We start from the raw sequence: 19,795 nt of genomic DNA on the forward strand, positions 1-19,795 counted from the left end.
TGGATCGGTTCAACACCGGCTGGAAAACCTCTTCGCCGTGCGGCGGTACCCCGGGCCGGGCCGCCCCACCCGACCGGTGGCCAGGGCTCAGACGGTGAGCCGGGTGGCCGGGCGGCGGCCGGCGGTGGCGTTTCGGGGCGCCCTGGTCCGCACCCGGCCGGCCTCGGCCGGCGTCACGTCGACCCGTACCGGGTCGCCGGTGGCGGTGGTCTGGGCACGCAGCTGGGTGAGGGCCTCGTCGAGGCTGGCGAAGATCGGGAAGACGCCGTCGAGCTTCATCGTGTGCAGCACGGTACGGATGAAGCGCGACGGGGCGGCCAGGCAGAGCCGCTCGCCGCGCTCGCGGACCTCCCGGTGCGCGCGGACCAGCAGGCCCAGCCCGACCGAGTCGATGACCTGGACCCGTGCCAGGTCCACCACGACAGTCCCGGCCAGGCTGGCGGCCGCGCGCAACGCGGCACGCAGCGCCTCGCCGGACTCCGCGCCGATGACGGCGTCGCTGCTGAGCACCGTGACCTCGTGACCCTGCCCGTCGGCGCCGGCCGCGGGCTCGCCGGCACCGAGCCGGTCGGGGCCGCCGTTCGTGGTGGCGCCCGGCGGCAGGGTGCTGCACCGTGGGCAGCGGTGCGGACCGGTGGCGAACGGGGAGCCGCTCCAGCCGTGATCGGAAACCAGCGTCCAGACGACCTCGGCATCGGGCAGCACGCAGGCCATGCCGGTGGTGGTCTCGCCGCACGTGTCGCAGATCAGGGTCATCAGGTTGTCGTCCGGTACGACGGTCATCCTGTTTCCTCTCCGGTGCTGGCGGTGCGGGGGCGGAACGGGACGGGACTCGGGGCGGACGGCCGCTGAGCCGTCGCCGGGTCGGCTCAGCGGGAGTCTGAGTGTTCCTTGCTGGCGGTGGCGAGCACGATCACCACGCCGATCGTGGCCAGACCGGCTTGCACGATCAGCGCCAGCAGATTGAGCTCACGTGCGCCGACGAGCCAGGCGCTGATGGCGCCGAGCAGCGCGGCGGCGGCGCCGATGGTCATGGTGAGCCACAGCGGGACACCGGGACGGCCGGGAACGACGAGCCGGCCGAGCGCCCCGACGGTGAGACCGACGGCGACGGCTGCGGCGATCCCGGGAATGGTCATGCTGCTCCTCGTCCTGGCGGTGGCGGTGTTCGCCGGGTCAGCTGCGTACGGTGACGGCCGCCCGGCCGTACACCGTCGGATGACCGGCGGCACTCACGGCCGCGTCACTGGATACAGCCCCAGGGGCGGTGGTCACGGCCGACGGTGCCGCGCCGTCGACGTGCACCGGCAGGATCTGGTCCAGCCGGGCGGTCTGCAGAATGCGGGCGATGCGCGGATTGGGATTGCGTACCGACAGCACTCCGCCGATGCGCAGCATCCGGCGGTGCACGTCGAGCAGCAGCCCGATGCCCGCCGCGTCGATGTGCCGACAGTCGGAAAGATCGACCACGACCTGGCCGGGGTGCAGGGTGAGCAGTCGGTCGAACACCGTGCCGGTCTCCGGCAGGCAGGCCAGGTCGAACTCGGTGATGGCCACCTCCACCAGCGGCACGGTGCACTCGGGGCGTCGTGGCGTGGTCACGTCGCTGCCCCCTCTCCGGCGGTCCCCAGGTGGCTCTCACCCTGCCCAGCGGGGTTGGCAGGCACTGCGCGGACGTATGACAGTTGCGTGACAAAACACCCTGGAGGCGGTGGTGGTTGGCCGGTCGGCGGGCGCTTGGGGATGATTCCCGGTATGACAGCGGTACTGGTGATCGAGGACGACGACCGCATCCGACTGGCGCTGTTGCTCGCTCTGGAGGACGAGGGTTACGAGGCGCACGGTGCGGCCACCGCCGAGGAGGGCCTGCGGGCGCAGCGCCGTAGCCCGGCCGACTACGTCCTGGTCGACCTGATGCTGCCCGGAATCGACGGCTTCGAGTGCATCCGTCAGCTGCGGCGCGACGACGACGTGCCGATCGTGGTGGTCAGCGCCCGCGACGACACCCACGACATCGTCGCCGCGCTGGAGGCCGGCGCCGACGACTACGTGGTCAAACCGGTGGCGATAAAGGAGCTGACGGCTCGGCTGCGGGCCCTGCGGCGGCGGGCCCGCACGGTGACCCCGGTGGAGGAGCCGGTGCCCGTGCTCGTCTTCGGCGAGCTGGAGGTCAGCCCCGAGGCCGGAGAGGTACGCCGGGCGGGTGCGCCGGTGGCGGTCACCCGTACCGAGTTCCGGCTGCTCTGCGAGTTGGCCGAGCACGCCGGGCGGGTGCTGTCCCGCCAGCAGCTGCTCAGCCGGGTCTGGGGGTACGACAGCGGCGACGAGCGGCTGGTCGACGTGCACGTGGGCCGGCTGCGGCAGAAGATCGAAGCCGACCCGGCCAACCCGAAACACCTGGTCACCCTGCGCGGGCTCGGCTACAAGTTGCAACGATGAGACGGCTCGGACTTCGTGCCCGGGTCACCGCGGCCTTCGCCGTCGGTGCCCTGCTGCTGTCGGCCTCGATGGCCCTGGTGTCCTACGAGCTGACCCGCCGTACGCTGCTCGACGAGCGGGAACGCACCGTGCTGCGGGCCGCCTACTACGACGCGGCCGTGGTGCGCGCCGGACTCGACACCGAGAACCCGGACGCGGGGGAGGCCCTGCGTACGCTGGACACCGGCACCGGCCGGCGGGCGGTGCTGCATCTCAACGGCGACTGGTACGGCCGGGCCGCCGACAACGGCCTGACCGCGGCGATCCCGGCGCGACTGCGGGAACTGGTCAGCGCGGGGGAGCCGGCGGTGCAACGCATCCGCGTCGACGACCAGCCGGTCCTGCTGGTCGGCGTGCCGCTGTCGGAGTCGGCGTCGTTCTACGAGATCGCCTCGCTGCGGGAGCTGGAGCAGACCTTCCAGGTCCTGGCGCTGGCCCTGACCGCCGTCGCGATCATGGTGGCCGGCTCGGGCGCCGCGCTGGGCTGGTACGCCACCCGGCACGGGCTGCGTCCGCTCACCGCCGTCGCGGACGCCGCCGAGCGGATCGCCGCCGGTGACTTCACCACCCGGCTGGCACCCGACACCGATCCGGACCTGACCCGGCTGTCGACCTCCTTCAACCGGATGGTCGACGAGTTGGCCCAGCGCATCGACCGGGACCGGCGCTTCGCCGCCGACGTCAGCCACGAGCTGCGGTCACCGCTGCAGACGCTCGCCGCGGCGGCCAGCGTGCTGTCCCGGCGTCGGGACAACCAGGACGAGCGGACCGCCACCGCGGCCCGGCTGGTGGCCGACGAGATCGACCGTTTCCAGCAGCTGGTCAACGACCTGCTGGATCTGGCCCGCAGCGACCAGTCGGTGCACCGGCAACCGGTGGACGTGGCCGAGCTGGCCCGACAGGTCTGCCGGGACCGGGACCTGCCGGAGACGATGGTGCGGCTGACCGAGGACACCCCCGCGACCTGGCGGGTGGACCGGCGTCGGGTGGCGCAGGTGCTGACCAACCTGCTCGACAACGCCGAACGCTACGGCGCGGGGCCGGTCGCGGTGCTGCTGTCGCGTACCGGCGACACCGGGGTCATCGAGGTGGACGACGACGGACCGGGGGTGCCGGTGGAGGACCGTGAGGCGATCTTCGACCGTTTCGTCCGTGGCCGGGCGGCCCACTACCGCGGCGGCGGCGACGGCACCGGCCTCGGGCTCGCCCTGGTCGCCCAGCACGCGGCTGCCCACGGTGGCAGCGCCTCGGTCAGCGACCGCCCGGAGGGCGGCGCCCGGTTCCGGATCACCCTGCCCGGGAGCGTGTCATGATCGGCGCCCGACGCGTCCCGGTCGTCGTGGCGGCTGTCGTACTCGCCCTGGTCGCGGCGTGCGGGGTGCCGGGCGAGGACCGACCCCGTGCGGTCACCCCACCGCCCGGCCCGTTCCCGCCGACCGCGACCGCCGCGCCGACCACCGCCGAGACCGGCGCGGTGACCGAGGTGCTCTACTTCTCCCGCGAGGACCGGTTGGTGCCGGTGATCCGTCGGATAGACGAGGTGCCCACCGTCGACGTGCAGATGCGGGACCTGCTGGCCGGGCCGACCCACACCGAACGCGACGACGGGCTGACCAACGCCCTGACCGGCGCGCTCAGCAACGCCGAGGTGGAACTCGTCGACGGGCAGGCCCGGGTCACGGTCACGCCGACGGTCGCCGACACCGGTCGTACCGACGAGATGCTCGCCTACGGGCAGATCGTCTGTACGCTCACCGCCCGCGCCGACGTCGACGCGGTGATCTTCCTACGCGACGGCGCGCCGTTGAGCGTCCCCCGGGGAGACCACTCGCTGTCGTCGGACCCGCTCACCGCCGCCGACTACGCGGTCCTGATCACTCTTCGGTGACCGGTCCATGACGGACGTCACGCGGAAGCGTGACGGTTGCGACACAAACCGTCGGTGACGGGGCTCCGGCGTTTGCCCTTCGGGTCGGCCGGGGCACCACATCCGGCGAGGTAATCGTTCGGAAGGACAGGCTCTCGTGGAAATCACCGGCTTCTTCACCGCCATCATCATCGGTCTGATCATCGGTGCGCTCGGCCGCCTCGTCGTGCCGGGACGTCAGCGCATCCCGATCCTGTTGACCCTGGCGATCGGCGTCGTCGCCGCGCTCCTCGGCACACTCGTCGCCGGCGTGCTCGGCGTGGACGACACCCGTGGCATCGACTGGATCGAGCTGTTCATCCAGATCGCCTTCGCTGCGGTCGGTGTCTCGCTGCTCGCCAGGACGTACGGCCGCCGTCGCTGACCCGTTCGTCTGCCGGCCCGTCCCCGCTGTCGCAGGGGCGGGCCGGTGTCGTGCCCGCGGAGGCGGACCGGCCCCGCACGCGGACAGCGACGGCTCGTATTCTTTCCGCGAGTCGTCGTGGCTGACGAGCGAAGAAGGGGAAAGGTGTGAACGACCGGACTGAGACGTTGGAGTTCCAGGCCGAGGCCCGTCAGCTGCTCCAGCTGATGGTCCACTCGATCTACTCGAACAAGGACGTGTTTCTTCGCGAGCTGATCTCGAACGCCTCCGACGCGTTGGACAAACTGCGGCTGGCGGCGCTGCGCGACAAGGATCTCGCCGTCGACACCGATGACCTGCACATCACCATCGAGGTCGACCGGGACGCCCGCACCCTCACCGTGCGGGACAACGGCATCGGGATGACCCGTGACGAGGTCGTCTCCGTCATCGGCACGATCGCCAAGTCCGGCACCGCCGAGCTGCTGCGCCAACTGCGCGAGGCCCAGGACGCGGGCGCCTCCCAGGAGCTGATCGGGCAGTTCGGGGTCGGCTTCTACGCGGCGTTCATGGTCGCCGACTCCGTCGAGTTGACCACCCGGCGGGCCGGCGAGAGCGGTGGCACCCGGTGGGAGTCCAGCGGCGAGGGCACGTACACCATCGCCGCGCTCGACGACGCGCCGCAGGGTACGGCGGTGACGCTGCACCTCAAGCCGGCCGACGCCGAGGACAACCTGCACGACTACACCGCCGAGTGGACGATCCGCGAGATCGTCAAGCGGTACTCCGACTTCATCGCCCACCCGATCCGGATGGACGTCGAGCGTCCCGGCACCGACGGCGCCGAGGCCACCACCGAGACGGTGACGCTCAACTCGATGAAGGCGTTGTGGGCGCGTCCCCGGGGCGAGGTCGAGCCCGCCGAGTACCACGAGTTCTACAAGCACATCGGCCACGACTGGGCCGACCCGCTGGAAACCATCCACATGCGCGGTGAGGGCACCTTCGAGTACGAAGCCCTGCTGTTCATCCCGTCGCACGCGCCGATCGACCTGTTCTCCCCGCAGGGCCGTCGCGGCGTGCAGTTGTACGTCAAGCGCGTCTTCATCATGGACGACTGCGACGCGCTGATGCCCAACTACCTGCGCTTCGTCAAGGGTGTGGTGGACGCCCACGACCTGTCGCTGAACATCTCCCGGGAGATCCTTCAGCAGGACCGGCAGATCCGGGCCGTACGCCGTCGGCTGGTCAAGAAGGTGCTGGCCACCGTCAAGGACCTCAAGACCGAGCACCCCGAGCGGTACCGCACCTTCTGGACCGAGTTCGGCGCCGCCGTCAAGGAAGGCCTGATCGACGACACCGACAACCGGGACACCCTGCTGGAGGTCCTGTCGGCGGCCTCCACCCACGACCCGGCGGAGCTGACCGACCTGGCCGGCTATGTCAGCCGGATGAAGGACGGACAGAGCGACATCTACTACGCCACCGGCGAGAACCGGGCCACCATCGAGAACTCCCCGCACATGGAGGCGTTCCGGGCCAAGGGCTACGAGGTGCTGCTGCTCACCGATCCGGTCGACGAGGTCTGGGTGGAGCGGGTCGGCAGCTACGACGGCAGGACGCTGCGCTCGATCGCCAAGGGCGAGGTGGACCTGGACACCGAGGAGGAGCGCACCGAGGCCGAGGCGGAGCGGGAACGCCAGCGCACCGAGTACGCCGACCTGCTCACCTGGATGGGCGGCGTGCTCGCCGACTCGGTCCGGGAGGTACGCCTGTCGTCGCGGTTGACCACCTCGCCGGCCTGCGTGGTCGGTGACGCCCACGACCTGACTCCGACGCTGGAGAAGATGTACCGGGCGATGGGTCAGGAGCTGCCGAAGGTCAAGCGGATCCTGGAGATCAACCCGGGGCATCCGCTGGTGACCGGGCTGCGCAAGGCGTACGAGCAGGACGGTGCCAACGACTCCCTGGCGGAGACCGCCGAGCTGCTGTACGGCACGGCGCTGCTCGCCGAGGGCGGTGACCTGGCCGACCCGTCGCGGTTCGCCCGGATCCTCGCCGACCGCCTCGCCCGCACCCTGTAGCCGCCGGGTTTTCTGCGGACCGAGCGTCCGGTTCGGGGTCGGGTGGCGACGGTGTGGCGGTACACCTACCCGACCCCGAACCGGACGGCCTGCGAGCGGCGATGGACCGCCGGCCTCGACTCGGTTCGGCCCGTGGCGGCACTTCCACTGTGAACTACGCGTAAGTCATCCGTCCACTATGGACCTTTTACCTGCTTCACCCTGCGATTTCCAGCCGGCCGGTGAATAGGTCGTCACCGGTTAGCGTCCACACAGGACTGAGAAACGAACCGGCCCGCTCCGACGGGCGCGACTTTGCCGTCCGCTTGCCCGTTGTCGGCGACATTGGCACACACGTACGGTTACGACGCCAGCCGCCCCGGGTGACCAGTCAGACGAAGTCAGGGCAGTCGCAGCAGGGCTGGCGGAACCGAAATCCATGCCATGTAGTAACGAAAGTTGGACAATATGAGGCGTTTTGTAGCGGTATTGGCGGTCTTCGCGATTGCCGCAACGGGATGTGCGCAGGACGAGACGTCCAGCTCGCCGGCGTCCACGCCGACCGCATCGACGAGTTCGGCATCCCCCGCCGCGGCATCCCCCACCGCTGCCTCGTCCGCGGCGGCGGCGATCGACACGTCCATCAACGAGAAGCCGGTGGACGGCTCCGATCCCGCTGCCGTGAAGACGGTCGACGTCAAGGCGCAGCCGGCGGCGCAGCTCCCCGCCGCCGCATCGGGGTACTACAAGCTCAAGACGGTGTTCCGCGGCGAGGACGAGTGCCTGGAAGGCAACCGGATCGACGGCAACTCGACCCTCGCCGGCGCCGCGTTCCAGGACACCTGTCAGGACGTGGACGGGCAGGCGTGGAGCTTCACCAAGCGCCCCGGACGGCTACTACACGCTGCGGACGAAGTTCCTCGGCGAGGAGAAGTGCCTGGAAGGTAACCAGGTCGCCGGCAAGGTTCTCGGCGGGGCCGCCTTCCTCGACACCTGTCAAGAGGTCACCGGCCAGCAGTGGAAGCTGGTCAAGGCCGGTGACAACCTCTTCCGGCTCCAGACGAAGTTCCGGGAGAAGGAAGGCGAATGCCTGGAAGGCAACCGACTCGCGCCGGAGTCCGTCCTGAAGGGCGCGGCGTTCATGGACAAGTGCCAGAACGTCACCGGCCAACTCTGGTACGTCACCGCGATCCCGGCCTGACGCCGTTGCCTTGACCGGCGGAGCCCGGACCGCGGTCCGGGCTCCGCCGCGCTGTGATGCCGGCCGGCGCCGCAGGTCCGGGCCGCGCAGGCGGGGCCTTTCAGGTGGGCGTGATCCGCCGGGCCTCGGCCGAGACCTCCGCAGGGTACGGCGGGTCGGCGTCGAGGATGCGGTGGGCGATGCCGGTCCGCAGCGCGGCCAGCGTGATGCCACCCGTGCCGTCCGCGACGACGTGGTCGGGGTCGACCTCGGCGAGGGCGGCCACCACGATCGCGTAGATCTCCCGTACGGCATCCTGGGGTGGGGTCTGCAGCGCCATCGTCAGCTCGCCGGAGGTGATCCGGCTGCGCAGACGGGTGTCCCAGAGGTGGACGAAGTGTGCGATGTCGGCGACGAGGGCGAGGTCACCGAGTTGTCGAGCCTCGGCGGTGACGACGGCCAGCCAGCGCCAGGGCCGATCGATGCCAAGGTCGCCGGTCTGGTGGATCAGGCGGACGTTGCGCATCAGTTGATCGAGATCGGCGACGCCCCCACCGGCCTGGACCACCGCCGTACCGGCCGTGCACATCCGGTCGTCGTCGCCGAGGCCGGCGAGGAAGGCGCGGACCACCTGCCGCGCGGCCGCCAGGTCGCCCGGTGCCAGGGTGGGTGGTGGTGGCGGATACGGCAGGTCCGGCGGTGGTTGCTGCGGCAACTGCCTGCGCCGTCTGAAGATGCCCATGTGACCACTCCGTCTCGTCTCCGGTCTGCCGCCCACTCGTGGTGGGAACAGGAAGTCTGACGGCGGGTGCCGGTCTGGACACCCACCGTTCTGTCGATAGTCAGTGGATCATTGGATGCTCCCTAGTCGATCTCCGGGTGCTACCGTCCCAGATGGACGAAGCCGTGCCACCGCACCATCGGAGAGCCCAGGTGACCGACGCATCCCCGCTCAGCGCAGCCATCCGGAGCGACATACCCCACTCCGCTCGACTGTGGAACTACCTGCTCGGCGGCAAGGACAACTTCGCCGCCGACCGGGAGGCCGCCCAGCAGGTGCTGGCCTACATGCCGGAGCTGGTGCAGTCGGCCCGGTTCAACCGTGAGTTCCTCGGCCGGGCGGTGCGACACCTCGTCGCGGAGGCAGGCGTACGGCAGTTCCTCGACATCGGCACCGGCCTGCCCACCGCGAACAACACCCACGAGGTGGCCCAGTCGGTCGCCCCGGAGACGCGGGTCGTCTACGTCGACAACGACCCGATGGTGCTGGTGCACGCGCGTGCCCTGCTCACCAGCGACCCGCAGGGCGCGACCGACTACATCGACGCCGACGTGCGCCAGCCCGACCACATCCTCACCGAGGCCCGGCGCACCCTGGACTTCACCCGGCCGGTGGCGGTCATGCTGCTCGGCATCCTGAACTTCGTGGTCGACGACGCCGAGGCCACCCGGATCGTGCGACGCCTGGTCGAGGCGTTGCCCGTCGGCGGGTACCTGGTCATCTCCCACCCCACCCGGGAGGTCAACCCCGAGGCGGTGGATCGGGCGATGGACTCGTGGCGGGCCGGTGGCGGTGCGGCGATGGCCGTGCGTACCCCGGCGGAGATCGCCGCTTTCGTCGACGGTCTGGAGATCCTCGAACCCGGCCTGGTCACCTGCTCCCAGTGGCGGCCGGACGGTAACGACACCACGCCCGTCTCCGAGTACGCCGTGGTCGCCCGCAAGACCAACTGAATTCCGCCGTACGACTCAGGCCCCGGTCGGCACCGGCTGCGGTGACCGCGCGCCGGCCCGACCGGACCGGGGCCGACCCGGCCGGGAGCGGCGGCCGATGGCCACGGCGGCAGTGAGGCAGACGGCGGCGGCGAGGACGAGCGGCGGGCGGGCACCCAGCAGTACGGCGGCGGCACCGAGCGGCGTGGCCAGCGCGATCGGCCCGAACATGATCGTGTTGGCGGTCGCGGAGGCGCGGCCCAGCAGGTCGTCGGGGCTGTGTGTCTGGACCGCGGTGACGGCGGCGACGAGCGTCCAGGGCAGGCCGACACCGGCCACCACCGAGGCGGCGAGCACCGCAGGCCACCACGGTACGCAGCGGCCCAGGCAGCTCGCCGCGAACAGGGCCGTGCCGACGACGGCCACGGTGGTCGGGCTGAACCGGGTGATCAGCCGACCGACGACCAGCCCGCCGGCGACCGAACCGGCGCCCTGCGCGCTGAGCAGCACGCCGAGGAAGGTCGCCGGTAGGCCCAGTTCGACGGTGACGATCTCGTACCCGGCGGCGGTGGTGAGGGCCTGCATGCCGATCGCGGTCGCGGCGAGGCCCACCGTACGCCGGATCGACGCCGAGCCGGTCAGGACAGCGAGACCGGCGCGAGCGGCACCACGTCGCCTCGCGGTTGTCGCCTCGGTCGCGCTCAGGCGTAACGCCGCGTACCCGACCGCCACCAGCAGGGGCAGGACGGCGGCGAGCAGCGCGACGAGGTGTCCACCCCGCCAGGCGTACAGGCCGGCCCCGGCCAGCGGGGCGACGAGTTTGACCCCCTCCTGGGCGCTGGACCGCCAACCGTTGACGTGCCCGAGTTCGGCGGGGGAGAGGGCGGCCGGCAGGATGGCGCTTTCGCCGGCGTCGATGACGACGTACGCGACGCCGTACACCGCGCAGACGGTGAACAGCAGCCACAACTGCGCGGGACCGTGCACCGCCAACAAGGTGGGCAGCACGGCGGCCAGGGTCAGGTTCGTCGCGATCAGCAGCCCTCGGCGGGGCAGCCGGTCGACCAGGGCGCCCAGCCACGGTCCGGCGAGCGTGGGGGCGTACACGCAGAGCCCGGCGAGCGCGGCGAGCCCGCTGGACCCGGTCAGGTCGAGAATCCAGATGCCGGCGACCAGCGCCATCGCGCTGCCGCCGAAACCGGACAACACGGAGATGGTCACGAACAGGGCCGCGTTGCGCCGCACCACGCCTCCAGGGTTGAGTCAACCTGACTCACAGCCTCGATTCTGAGTCGAGTGGAGGCAAGACTGCTGCCACCCTGTCAATGCAACATTGACAGGGTGGCACGCAGTTCGGCGGTGATGAGGCAGACCGGTCCGGGCAGTTCATGCCCGGCGGCGGTGAGATCGGCGGCGACGTGCCGGGCCAGATCATGGAGCGCACCGGGTTCGGCGTCCAGGGCGAGCAGGACGGTGTGCCGGGTCAGGTTGGCGCCGGGAAACCTGCCGTCCCACCGGCGGTCCGCCTCGATCCAGCGGTGCAGCCCGGCGAGCGCGGTGCGTAACCCGGTGACGTCGCCCGGCCAGCGCCGGTCGGCCGCCGCGCGGCGAGCCCGACGGCCGGCGGCGAGCCGCTGACGCCGTTGCTCGGCGGCCTGGCGGCTGCTCAGGCCGAGCGCCCCGGCTACCTGGTGCCAGGTCGCTCCGGCCTGCCGGGCCTGGTCGATGAGATCCAGTTCCGCCTCGTCCAGGCGGTCGCGGGCCGCCGGTATCCCGGCGAGACGGTCCAGCGGGTCAGGCACCCGTCAACGCTACATTGACAACGCCGGACCCTTCGCGCCCCGGGAGCGGCGCTGTCGGCGGTGGGGCGCCGCCCCCGTGAGCGGCGCATCCGGGGTTAAGAAAGGTCAGGCGGCGGCGGAGTCGCCGCGTGACTGCTCGCCCTGCCAGCCCGGCAGCGTGAACGGCGCGGGGTAGGTGGTCCGCTCGGCAGTCCGGGTCTGCTGCGTCGAGCCGCCCTGTGCCAGGCTGAGCGCCCGCTGTGCCTGCTCCCAGGGCCCGCAGGGCCAGTCCTGTCCGGCGCAGAGCAGGTGGGCGCAGCCGCCGTCCTCCGCCGGAGCGTGCGCCTCGGCGACGTCCAGGGCGAGCCGCCACAGCAGTGGATCGGTCACCTCATCCGGGCGGTCATAGGTGTGGCTGGGCCGATTGCCGGCATTGTCGGACACGGGTGGTCCCCCCTTGCACTCAAGCTTCCTTGCTCTTGCCTCTCCAGTCTGCACGCAGGTCAAACACTTGACCCTGGACGGTTGGCCGAGGTGGGGGTGATCACCCGCCCATACTTCGGGACGATTGACAGATGACCTTCGGAGCGTGAAAGTTGTGCGCAACCTGATCACTCCTAACGGTCCGGTGTGTGACGCTGCGTAGTCGGTGATGCGGGCAGCGTCTACATCGGATGCCTCGCCGCGCTGCCCGCACGAGTAGAGCGCGGCCGAGGCGCATGCCTAACCCCCACCGCACACCGAGAAGGGGCTACGAGCCTCATGTCCGAATTCCGTACCAGTGCCCGGTGGCGACGCCGGGTACCCATGGCGGCCGCGCTGGCGGCCGGCACCGCGGTGCTGCTGCTGGTCAACCCGGCAGCCGCCGTCGTGCCACAGACCGCCACCACCGGAGTCAGCGAAGTGCCTGAGGACCTCGGCCGGCTGGCCGACGAGCAGGCCAACGTGGTCGAGGTGCTGCTGGCCGACAAGGACGAGTTGGATGCGCTGGTGGCCACCGGCGTCGACCTCGACCACCACGTCCACCAGAGCGAGGACGGCATCGTCGTCCACGCGGTGGTGACCGGTAACGAGGTGGCCGCTCTGACCGCCGCCGGATTCACCTTCGGCGAGGTGCTGCACACCCCGTCCGACTCCGCGGCGCGAATCGCCGAGCGCGAGGCGACCATCGCCGCGCACCTGGCCGAGAACGAGGAGTTCATGGAGGGCGCCGGGTTTGCCGCTCGCGCCGCCGCCTCCGACGTCAAGATCATCCGTGCTGACTACTACACCAACGGCACCAGCCAGGTGCTGTCGGTGGAGGCGAAGTGGGCGCAGGGTCAGAACGCCAACAACGCCCTCACCGTCCAGCGGGACAGCGGGCCGGGCACCGAGATGGGCTCCGGCGGTACGCAGAACATCACCCGCTTCGTCGACGCCGGGGTCTACATGTACCACCGGGGCGCGTCGAACGTGACGAGCAAGCCGGAGTACGTGCAGATCACCAGCCCCACCGGTGACATCGCGGTGGCCAAGGTCAAGGAGTGGCTGCCGATCTCCGGTGACGCTCCCGAGGGCCCGGGCTACCAGAAGGACTTCGTCAACAGCTACCTGACCCCCACGGAGCTGTACGACCGGATCCACACCCTGGCCGCGCAGTACCCGGCCATCTCCGAGATCGTCGAGCTGCCGCACAAGACCAACGGCTACCGGCGCAAGGCACAGGCCGTGCTCGGCAGCGCCAACGCCAACCGGGTCGGCGTCGACTCGCTGGCCTGGGGCCACGAGGGTGGCAACGACATCTCGGTCGAACTGGTCAACCCCGGTGCCGCCGACTCGGCGCTGACGGTGACCGTCACCGGCAACGACGTGCGGGTCAGCCTGGCCACCGACGCCTCCGGCGCGGTCACCAGCACCGCCGCGCAGGTCGCCGCCGCGCTCAACGCGGAGGCGGGCACGCTGCTCAAGGCGTACACCTATCGGGGTAACGAGGGCGCCGGTGTGGTCGCGCCGGCCGCGCCGACCAAGCTGTCGGACGGCCTCTCCGCGCCGGAGTCGGTCTCCCGCGAGCCGCACTCCGTCTACGCCATCCGGATCGGCAAGCACCGCGACGGCTCCAAGCTCGGCGTCCTGGCCTACGCCCAGGAACACGCCCGTGAGTGGGTGCCGCCGCTGGTGACCATCGAGACCGCCGAGCGGCTGCTGCGCAACTACGAGAACGACGCCAACACCCGCGATCTGATCGACAACCTGGACATCTGGATCGCGCCGTCGATCAACCCGGACGGCGGGCACTACTCGTTCTACGACTTCAACTCGCAGCGTAAGAACATGACCAACCACTGCACGCCGGAGACGAACGGGGACTTCCTCGGCCGTACCTCCTGGGGTGTGGACAACAACCGCAACTACACCGAGTACAGCCTCTTCGACGGCTACTCGGGCGCCTCGGCCAGCTGCACCAGCGGCACGTACGCCGGGCCGAGCGAGCTGTCGGAGCCGGAGAACAAGAACGTCGACTGGCTGGCCTCTCGGGGCAACATCAAGTTCTCGATGAACCTGCACTCCTCGGGCAACTACTTCATGTGGTCGCCCGGCGCCTACGCGACCCCGGGCCGGATCTCGGCGCCGCGGCCGACGCTGGCCGAGGAGTCGCTGTTCTGGGGTGCCTCGTCGCGGATCCTCACCGCCATCAAGCGGCACCGCAACCTGGCCGTCACCCCGGCGCGGACCGGCCCGATCGCCGACGTGCTCTACTCGGCGGCCGGCAACTCCGGTGACATGCTCTGGTACAAGTACGGCATCTACGCCTGGAACTTCGAGGTCGGCACGTCCTTCCAGCCGGCGTGGGCATCGGCCAAGGAAGAGACCATGGAGTTCTCCAACGGTCTGGTCGAGATGCTGCGGGTCGCCCGCGACTACGACACCGACACGGCGGCACCGACCAGCACGATCACCGTCGAGCCGAGCGCCACGCCCGGCATGGTCGACGTCACCTTCGACACCAGCGAGCCGGCGGCGGTCTTCTACACCGTCGACGGCAGCCGGCCCACTCTGGAGTCGACCCTCTACGGCTCGGCCGGCGTCCGGGAGGGCGGGGAGACCCTGACCCTGCCGAACGGCACCACCGTGAACTGGTTCTCGGTGGACTCGAAGGGCAACGTCGAGAACGGCTACGTGCCCGACGGCACCGGCACCAACCACAACACGACGAAGGCCTGGGACCCGGAGGCACTGCGGGTCACGGTGACCACCCAGGTGCGGTGTGTGGCCGGCAAGGCGTACGTCGCGGTGCAGGCGCACAACCAGAACGACGCGGCGGTCAGCATCTCCCTGGAGAGCACCTACGGCACCAAGGCCGCCGTCAACGTCGCGCCGGGCGCGAGCACCTTCCAGCAGTTCAACACCCGGGCCGGCACGGTCTCGGCCGGCTCCGCTTCGGCTCACGCCACCGGCACGCTCGGCGGCGAGACGGTGACCACCACCGTCACCGGGGAGTACGCGGCCGTCAACTGCGCCGACCCGCGGCCCGCCCAGTAACTGACAAGCGACGACGGAGAAATTGATGAACACATGGAGTCGTAAGCGGCTGCTGGCCGCCGGTGCGTCCGGTGCCCTGCTGGCCGGGGTGGTGGCGGTGGGTTCGCCTGCCTTCGCTGAGCCGGGTGACGAGGCCGGGGTGGAGGTGACCGTCGAGATCGAGGAGATTCGGGAGCCGGGTGTCCTGGCGATGACGGTGGCCGCCGATTCGGTGTTGTTGTCGGAGGACGGGTCGACGCTGCTGGTCCGCCAGTTCACCGGCAACCTGCCGACGGTGACGGTCACCGACACCCGTACGGCCGACGAGGTGCCCGAGGGTGCCGCGTGGGCGGTGCTGGGTAGCGCGACCGATTTCGTCGGTGACGCGGATCAGGCGCCGATCGGTGCCGGTCACCTGGGTTGGAAGCCGAAGCTGATCGATGGTGGGGACACCGGTCTGGTCAGTGAGGGTGAAGAGGTCGTCACGGTGTTGGACGAGCCGACGCAGCCGGGTAACAACGTGGGTCTGGTGGACCAGGAACTGCTGGTCTCGACCTTCGATTCGGGTGCGGTGACTCCTGGCGAGTACACGGTTGATGCGGATCTGTTCCTGCGGACTCCGGCGGATGTCGAGGCTGGTGCGTACACCTCGACGCTGACCCTGTCCCTGTTCGAGTAAGAAACCGACGGTGCGGGCCACCCCGACGGGTGGCCCGCACCCCGGTGCTGCGACACCGCCGGTGCCGTACGGCCGACATCGAGACAGCTTCGCCCGGGTCCCGACGCGGCCCGCAGCAGCGCCCGCCATGATGAGACGGTGAAAATCCTGTCCATCCAGTCCTCGGTCGCCTACGGCTACGTCGGCAACTCCGCCGCCGTGTTTCCGCTGCAACGACTCGGGCACGAGGTCTGGCCGGTACTGACCGTGCACTTCTCCAACCACACCGGGTACGGCGCGTGGCGCGGGCCGCTGCTGGCCCCGGCCGACGTCGCCGAGGTGATCGCCGGCATCGCCGACCGGGGCGTCCTCGGCGACGCCGACGCGATCCTCTCCGGCTACCAGGGCGACCCGGCGATGGGCGCGGTGATCCTCGACGCGGTGAGCCTGGTCAAGACCGCCAACCCGGACGCCGTCTACTGCTGCGACCCGGTCATGGGTGACGTGGGCCGGGGCATGTTCGTCCGGCCGGGCATCCCGGAGTACCTGCGCGACGTGGTGGTGCCCCGAGCCGACATCGTCACCCCGAACCAGTTCGAGTTGGAGTTCCTCGCCGGCCGTCGGACCGACTCGGTGGTGGATCTGCTGGCCGCCGTCGACATCGTCCGGGCGAGCGGGCCACGGCACGTCCTGGTCACCAGCGTGCTGCACGGTGCCGTACCGGCGGGATCGCTGGACGTGGTGGCGGTCTCCGACGAGGGCGCCTGGGCGGTGACCACCCCGCTGCTGCCGATCAACCCGAACGGCGGCGGCGACGTCACCGCCGCGCTCTACCTCGCGCACCTTCGGATCAGCGGCTCGCCGGCCATCGCGCTGGAACGGACCACCGCCTCGATCTTCGCCGTGCTGGAGGCGACCCTGGCCGCCGGCACCCGCGAACTCCAGCTGATCGCCGCCCAGGAGGCGATCGCCCACCCGCCGAACCGGTTCCCGGCCCGCCGCCTGCGCTAGACCGGCCGCGCCGCACAGGTCGCACCGGCGCTGCTCACGCCGGAGGCCACCTCCAGGGATGGGAGGTGGCCTCCGAACGATCAAGCGGGCGGACCGCCACCGCCCGACCCAGCCGGGTGGTGGTCACCCCGGCGGAACAGGTCCGGTCGGTGGCGGCCGATCAACACCTAGCGGCAGGAGTTCAGCACGCCCACCACGCCGACACCCGGGTTCTTCAGCGGCAGCTTGGTCGACGAGGCCGGGCAACGCGGCACGGTCACGTCGTAGATGCCGCGGCCGAAGGTGGCGGCGGTCAGCTGCCGGCTTGGCTCGTGGTAACGCAGGTACATCACCGGAGCCTGCGGCAGGTTCTTGCCGAGGGCGGCCCACTCCCCGCCGTTCCAGGCGGAGAGGAAGACACCGACGTCGGTGCCGACCACCAGCAGACCGTCGGCGGTCGGGACGATCGAGTTGACCGGCGCATCGGGCAGGCCCTGCCCGATGTTGATCCAGGTCTGCCCACCGTCGCGGGTCATCAGCACGTGTGCCCGGTTGCTACCCGAACGGAAGGCGGAGAAGGTCGCGTACGCGATGTTGGCGTCCTTCGGGTTGACCGCGATCCGGGTGACCCAGGTGCCCGGCAGCTTGGCCTGGTCGACCTCGTTCCAGGTGGCGCCGAGGTCACGGGTCCACCAGACCTTGCCCTCGTCGGTGCCCACGTACAGGGTGTTGCTGTCACTGGGCGCGACGGCGACCGTGGTGATCGTGCCCCACGGGTAGCCGGACGGGTCGTTCGGGCCACCGTTGGTCAGGTCGGGGCTGATCGGGGTCCAGGTACGACCGTTGTCCGTCGACCGGTTCACGATGTTGCCGGCGTAGTACATGACGTTCGGGTCGTTCGGGTCGAACAGCAGCGGGGTGAGCCAGTTGCGCCGCTGCGAGGTGGTCTGGCCGGTACCGATGTTCTGCCGCGGCGTGCCGCCGGCGTTCTCCGAGCGGTAGCAGGCACCGTACTGGCTGCACCCGAAGACGATGTTCGGGTTCTCCGGGTGGATGATGGTCTGCAGACCGTCACCACAGCCGATGGCGTTCCACGGGCCGAGGCGGCCGTTGTAGCCGCGGTTGCAGCCGTTGTCCTGGGCGCCGGCGACCTTGAGGGTCGGGTCGGTCTCCGCCACATCGACCGTGTAGAACTGCGTGTACCGCTCGTCGGTGGCCTTCACCCAGGCGCGGGCACCGTTCTCCTCGGAACGGTAGAGGCCACCGTCGTTGCCGAGGTAGACCCGGCCCGGCACCTTCGAGTCCCAGCGCATGACGTGCTGGTCGGCGTGCACGCCGCCCACGGACGAGAAGCTCTGCGCGCCGTTGGTGGAGCGCATCAGGTTCACACCCATCAGGAACAGGTGGTCGGCGTTGGCCGGGTCGACCCAGATCTTGCCGAACCACCAGCTGAACGTCGACTGCGACGCCTGGTTGGTGCTGATCGGCATCTGCGTCCAGGTGTCGCCGCCGTTGTCCGAGCGGTAGAAGGCCCGGAACGGGCCGATGGCGGTGCCCACGTACGCGTAGAGGCGCTGCGGGTTGTTGGGCGCCACGGCCAGGCCCCAGCGGCCCTGGTCGGCGTCGGTGGGCAGCCCGTTGGTCATCCGCTGCCAGGTCTCGCCGCCGTCGTCGGAGCGCCAGAGGCTGGAACCGGGGCCACCGTAGGTGCGCTGGTGCGGCTCCCGCAGGTGGTCCCACATCGCGGCGTACACCCGGTCGGGGTTGCTCGGGTCGATGATGACCTCGGTGGCGCCGGTTCTGGGGTTCGGCGGGGCGAGCACCTGCCGCCAGCTGTCACCGCCGTTCTCGCTGAGGTAGACGCCGCGCTCGCCGCCGGGGACGAAGAGGTTGCCGCTGGCCGCCGCGAAGATCCGGTCCTCGTTGGTCGGGTCGATGGCGAGCCGGCCGATGGCGTGGCTGTCGGTCAGACCGACCCGCTTCCAGGACTCACCGCGGTCGGTGGAGCGGTAGATGCCGTCACCGCCGAAGGTGATCGAACCGCCGCCGGGCTGCGCCTCACCGCTGCCGGCGAACAGGACGCCGTCGCTGGTCATGGCCAGCGCACCGATGGGCTGGGCCCAGTCGTCCGGCCAGGCCGGGGTGAAGACGTTGCCGGCGTCGCTGGACTTCCACACGCCACCGGAGGCGGCGGCGATGAACAGCTGGTCCGGCACCTGCGGGTCGATGGCGATGTCGACGACCCGGCCACCGATGTTCAGCGGCCCGAAGAAGTCCCACTTCTGGTCGCCGAGCTTGCGGTAGCTGTTCTTGGTGCGGACGGCGAGCTGGTTGGCCTGGCTCCGGGCGTTTGCGTACTTGGTGACCGACAGGCTGGTGCTGCCGTCACTCAACCGCTGGGCGGTCATCCACTCGTCCGGCACCTCCATCGGGCCGGTGGGCAGGTTGGTGGCCAGCGACGGCGCAGCGGGGGGTGGGCTGGACGACGCGGCCAACGCGACCGTGGCGAGCAGCCCGACCACAGCTGTCGCCGCCAGTCCGCGATAGCGTCTCGCAGACGTAAGTCTCATGGGGGTTTCTCCTGATCCGGACGCGAACGGTCCTTCCTGCGCACGCTAGATCGCTGGTCGATGCACGTCACCGAGCATCTGTCGGGAGAACACCCCGTCCGGTTAGGACAGATGTAGGGACGTCATCCGCCGCTGCGGAACTCGGGCAGACCGGCGTCCTCGGAGTCCGGCCCCACCACGACGGTCAGGCTGGAGCCGTCGGCACACAGAGCCGAGGCACGCAGGTACATCCGCCGGGCCTCGGTCCGGGCCAACACCTCGGTCTCGAAGATCTCGTCCTCCACGCGCAGCACGTCGATGTCCGTGCGCTGCTCGTAGTGCGCGCGAACGTCCAGTGGAGACATCCGCAGAGTCGCCTCCACGGTGGTCAGCACGCCCTGCTGCACCACGGCGGTGACCCGCGAACCCTCGGGCAGGGCCAGACCCGGCACGTCGGCGTCGACCTCCGGGTCGTCGTCGATCGGCACCCGGTCGCAGCTGGGCAGATTCGCCAACAGGTCACGCCCGCCGCCGGACGGTGCCGCCGAGCCGTCACCACAGGCGGCCAGCAGCGGGAGGACGACGACGGTGGCGGCCAGTACCCGCAATCTCATC

At 70.5% G+C, this 19,795-nt stretch carries 19 protein-coding genes and 1 pseudogene; 10 read left to right on the forward strand and 10 right to left on the reverse strand.

Annotated features, from left to right (window positions below):
• Window positions 1-222: 222 nt before the first annotated feature.
• The 3 genes and pseudogenes from EG812_RS04970 to EG812_RS04980 all read right to left on the reverse strand — a co-directional run.
• Window positions 223-783, reverse strand: a pseudogene (locus EG812_RS04970) (STAS domain-containing protein); the annotation flags it as partial.
• Between the two features lie 86 nt (window positions 784-869).
• Window positions 870-1,139, reverse strand: coding sequence for a hypothetical protein (locus EG812_RS04975; RefSeq protein WP_013734242.1), 270 nt, complete (start codon window positions 1,137-1,139; stop codon window positions 870-872).
• Window positions 1,140-1,176: 37 nt separating this feature from the next.
• Window positions 1,177-1,602, reverse strand: a complete 426-nt coding sequence (locus EG812_RS04980) for an STAS domain-containing protein (RefSeq protein WP_013734241.1) — start codon at window positions 1,600-1,602, stop codon at window positions 1,177-1,179.
• A gap of 153 nt (window positions 1,603-1,755) precedes the next feature.
• On the opposite strand from EG812_RS04980, the gene EG812_RS04985 reads away from it, so the two are divergent.
• The 5 genes from EG812_RS04985 (at window position 1,756) to htpG (ending at window position 6,832) form a co-directional block, all read left to right on the forward strand.
• Window positions 1,756-2,439, forward strand: a complete 684-nt coding sequence (locus tag EG812_RS04985; RefSeq protein WP_013734240.1) for a response regulator transcription factor — start codon at window positions 1,756-1,758, stop codon at window positions 2,437-2,439.
• Complete coding sequence (locus EG812_RS04990) at window positions 2,436-3,791, forward strand: sensor histidine kinase (RefSeq protein WP_013734239.1); 1,356 nt, start codon at window positions 2,436-2,438, stop codon at window positions 3,789-3,791. Before EG812_RS04985 ends, EG812_RS04990 begins: the two co-directional genes overlap by 4 nt.
• Complete coding sequence (locus EG812_RS04995; protein WP_013734238.1) at window positions 3,788-4,366, forward strand: GerMN domain-containing protein; 579 nt, start codon at window positions 3,788-3,790, stop codon at window positions 4,364-4,366. The genes EG812_RS04990 and EG812_RS04995 overlap by 4 nt, the downstream gene beginning before the upstream one ends.
• Before the next feature lie 136 nt (window positions 4,367-4,502).
• Window positions 4,503-4,769: a GlsB/YeaQ/YmgE family stress response membrane protein gene (locus tag EG812_RS05000; RefSeq protein WP_013734237.1), complete on the forward strand. Its 267-nt coding sequence runs from the start codon at window positions 4,503-4,505 to the stop codon at window positions 4,767-4,769.
• A gap of 146 nt (window positions 4,770-4,915) precedes the next feature.
• Window positions 4,916-6,832, forward strand: a complete 1,917-nt coding sequence (gene htpG / locus EG812_RS05005; RefSeq protein ID WP_013734236.1) for a molecular chaperone HtpG — start codon at window positions 4,916-4,918, stop codon at window positions 6,830-6,832.
• Window positions 6,833-7,212: 380 nt separating this feature from the next.
• Here htpG and EG812_RS29490 read toward each other — a convergent pair whose 3' ends face one another.
• Window positions 7,213-7,455: a hypothetical protein gene (locus tag EG812_RS29490; protein WP_158632480.1), complete on the reverse strand. Its 243-nt coding sequence runs from the start codon at window positions 7,453-7,455 to the stop codon at window positions 7,213-7,215.
• 13 nt (window positions 7,456-7,468) lie between these two features.
• Between EG812_RS29490 and EG812_RS29495 the strand changes: the two genes are divergently transcribed.
• Window positions 7,469-7,759 carry a hypothetical protein gene (locus tag EG812_RS29495; protein WP_233579379.1) on the forward strand — a complete coding sequence of 97 codons (291 nt, stop codon included), beginning with the start codon at window positions 7,469-7,471 and terminating at the stop codon, window positions 7,757-7,759.
• Window positions 7,760-8,112: 353 nt separating this feature from the next.
• Here EG812_RS29495 and EG812_RS05020 read toward each other — a convergent pair whose 3' ends face one another.
• Window positions 8,113-8,733 (reverse strand): hypothetical protein, encoded by a 621-nt coding sequence (locus tag EG812_RS05020; RefSeq protein ID WP_013734234.1) that lies wholly within the window; start codon window positions 8,731-8,733, stop codon window positions 8,113-8,115.
• Window positions 8,734-8,885: 152 nt separating this feature from the next.
• Between EG812_RS05020 and EG812_RS05025 the strand changes: the two genes are divergently transcribed.
• The gene (locus EG812_RS05025; RefSeq protein WP_050814629.1) at window positions 8,886-9,725 is read left to right on the forward strand and encodes an SAM-dependent methyltransferase; all 840 of its coding nucleotides are present in this window, start codon (window positions 8,886-8,888) and stop codon (window positions 9,723-9,725) included.
• Between the two features lie 15 nt (window positions 9,726-9,740).
• Here the strand turns inward: EG812_RS05025 and EG812_RS05030 are convergent, their stop codons facing one another.
• The 3 genes from EG812_RS05030 to EG812_RS05040 form a co-directional block, all read right to left on the reverse strand.
• Window positions 9,741-10,949 (reverse strand): MFS transporter, encoded by a 1,209-nt coding sequence (locus tag EG812_RS05030; RefSeq protein ID WP_233579412.1) that lies wholly within the window; start codon window positions 10,947-10,949, stop codon window positions 9,741-9,743.
• Window positions 10,950-11,026: 77 nt separating this feature from the next.
• Window positions 11,027-11,506: a hypothetical protein gene (locus EG812_RS05035; protein ID WP_126710855.1), complete on the reverse strand. Its 480-nt coding sequence runs from the start codon at window positions 11,504-11,506 to the stop codon at window positions 11,027-11,029.
• 105 nt (window positions 11,507-11,611) lie between these two features.
• Window positions 11,612-11,929: a hypothetical protein gene (locus tag EG812_RS05040; RefSeq protein WP_126710856.1), complete on the reverse strand. Its 318-nt coding sequence runs from the start codon at window positions 11,927-11,929 to the stop codon at window positions 11,612-11,614.
• Window positions 11,930-12,247: 318 nt separating this feature from the next.
• On the opposite strand from EG812_RS05040, the gene EG812_RS05045 reads away from it, so the two are divergent.
• The 3 genes from EG812_RS05045 to pdxY all read left to right on the forward strand — a co-directional run bounded on the left by EG812_RS05045 (window position 12,248) and on the right by pdxY (window position 16,652).
• Window positions 12,248-15,004, forward strand: a complete 2,757-nt coding sequence (locus tag EG812_RS05045) for a M14 family metallopeptidase (RefSeq protein WP_126710857.1) — start codon at window positions 12,248-12,250, stop codon at window positions 15,002-15,004.
• Between the two features lie 25 nt (window positions 15,005-15,029).
• Window positions 15,030-15,662, forward strand: coding sequence for a hypothetical protein (locus tag EG812_RS05050; RefSeq protein WP_126710858.1), 633 nt, complete (start codon window positions 15,030-15,032; stop codon window positions 15,660-15,662).
• Between the two features lie 138 nt (window positions 15,663-15,800).
• Window positions 15,801-16,652 carry a pyridoxal kinase PdxY gene (pdxY, locus tag EG812_RS05055; RefSeq protein WP_013734228.1) on the forward strand — a complete coding sequence of 284 codons (852 nt, stop codon included), beginning with the start codon at window positions 15,801-15,803 and terminating at the stop codon, window positions 16,650-16,652.
• A gap of 167 nt (window positions 16,653-16,819) precedes the next feature.
• Here pdxY and EG812_RS05060 read toward each other — a convergent pair whose 3' ends face one another.
• Together EG812_RS05060 and EG812_RS05065 are read right to left on the reverse strand one after the other, a co-directional pair.
• Window positions 16,820-19,201, reverse strand: a complete 2,382-nt coding sequence (locus EG812_RS05060) for a WD40/YVTN/BNR-like repeat-containing protein (protein WP_126710859.1) — start codon at window positions 19,199-19,201, stop codon at window positions 16,820-16,822.
• 122 nt (window positions 19,202-19,323) lie between these two features.
• A complete protein-coding gene (locus tag EG812_RS05065) occupies window positions 19,324-19,794 on the reverse strand; it encodes a hypothetical protein (RefSeq protein WP_013734226.1) in 471 nt (156 codons plus the stop codon).
• Window position 19,795: the final 1 nt, after the last annotated feature.

This window comes from Verrucosispora sp. FIM060022 (assembly GCF_003977705.1).
Classification (GTDB): domain Bacteria; phylum Actinomycetota; class Actinomycetes; order Mycobacteriales; family Micromonosporaceae; genus Micromonospora; species Micromonospora gifhornensis.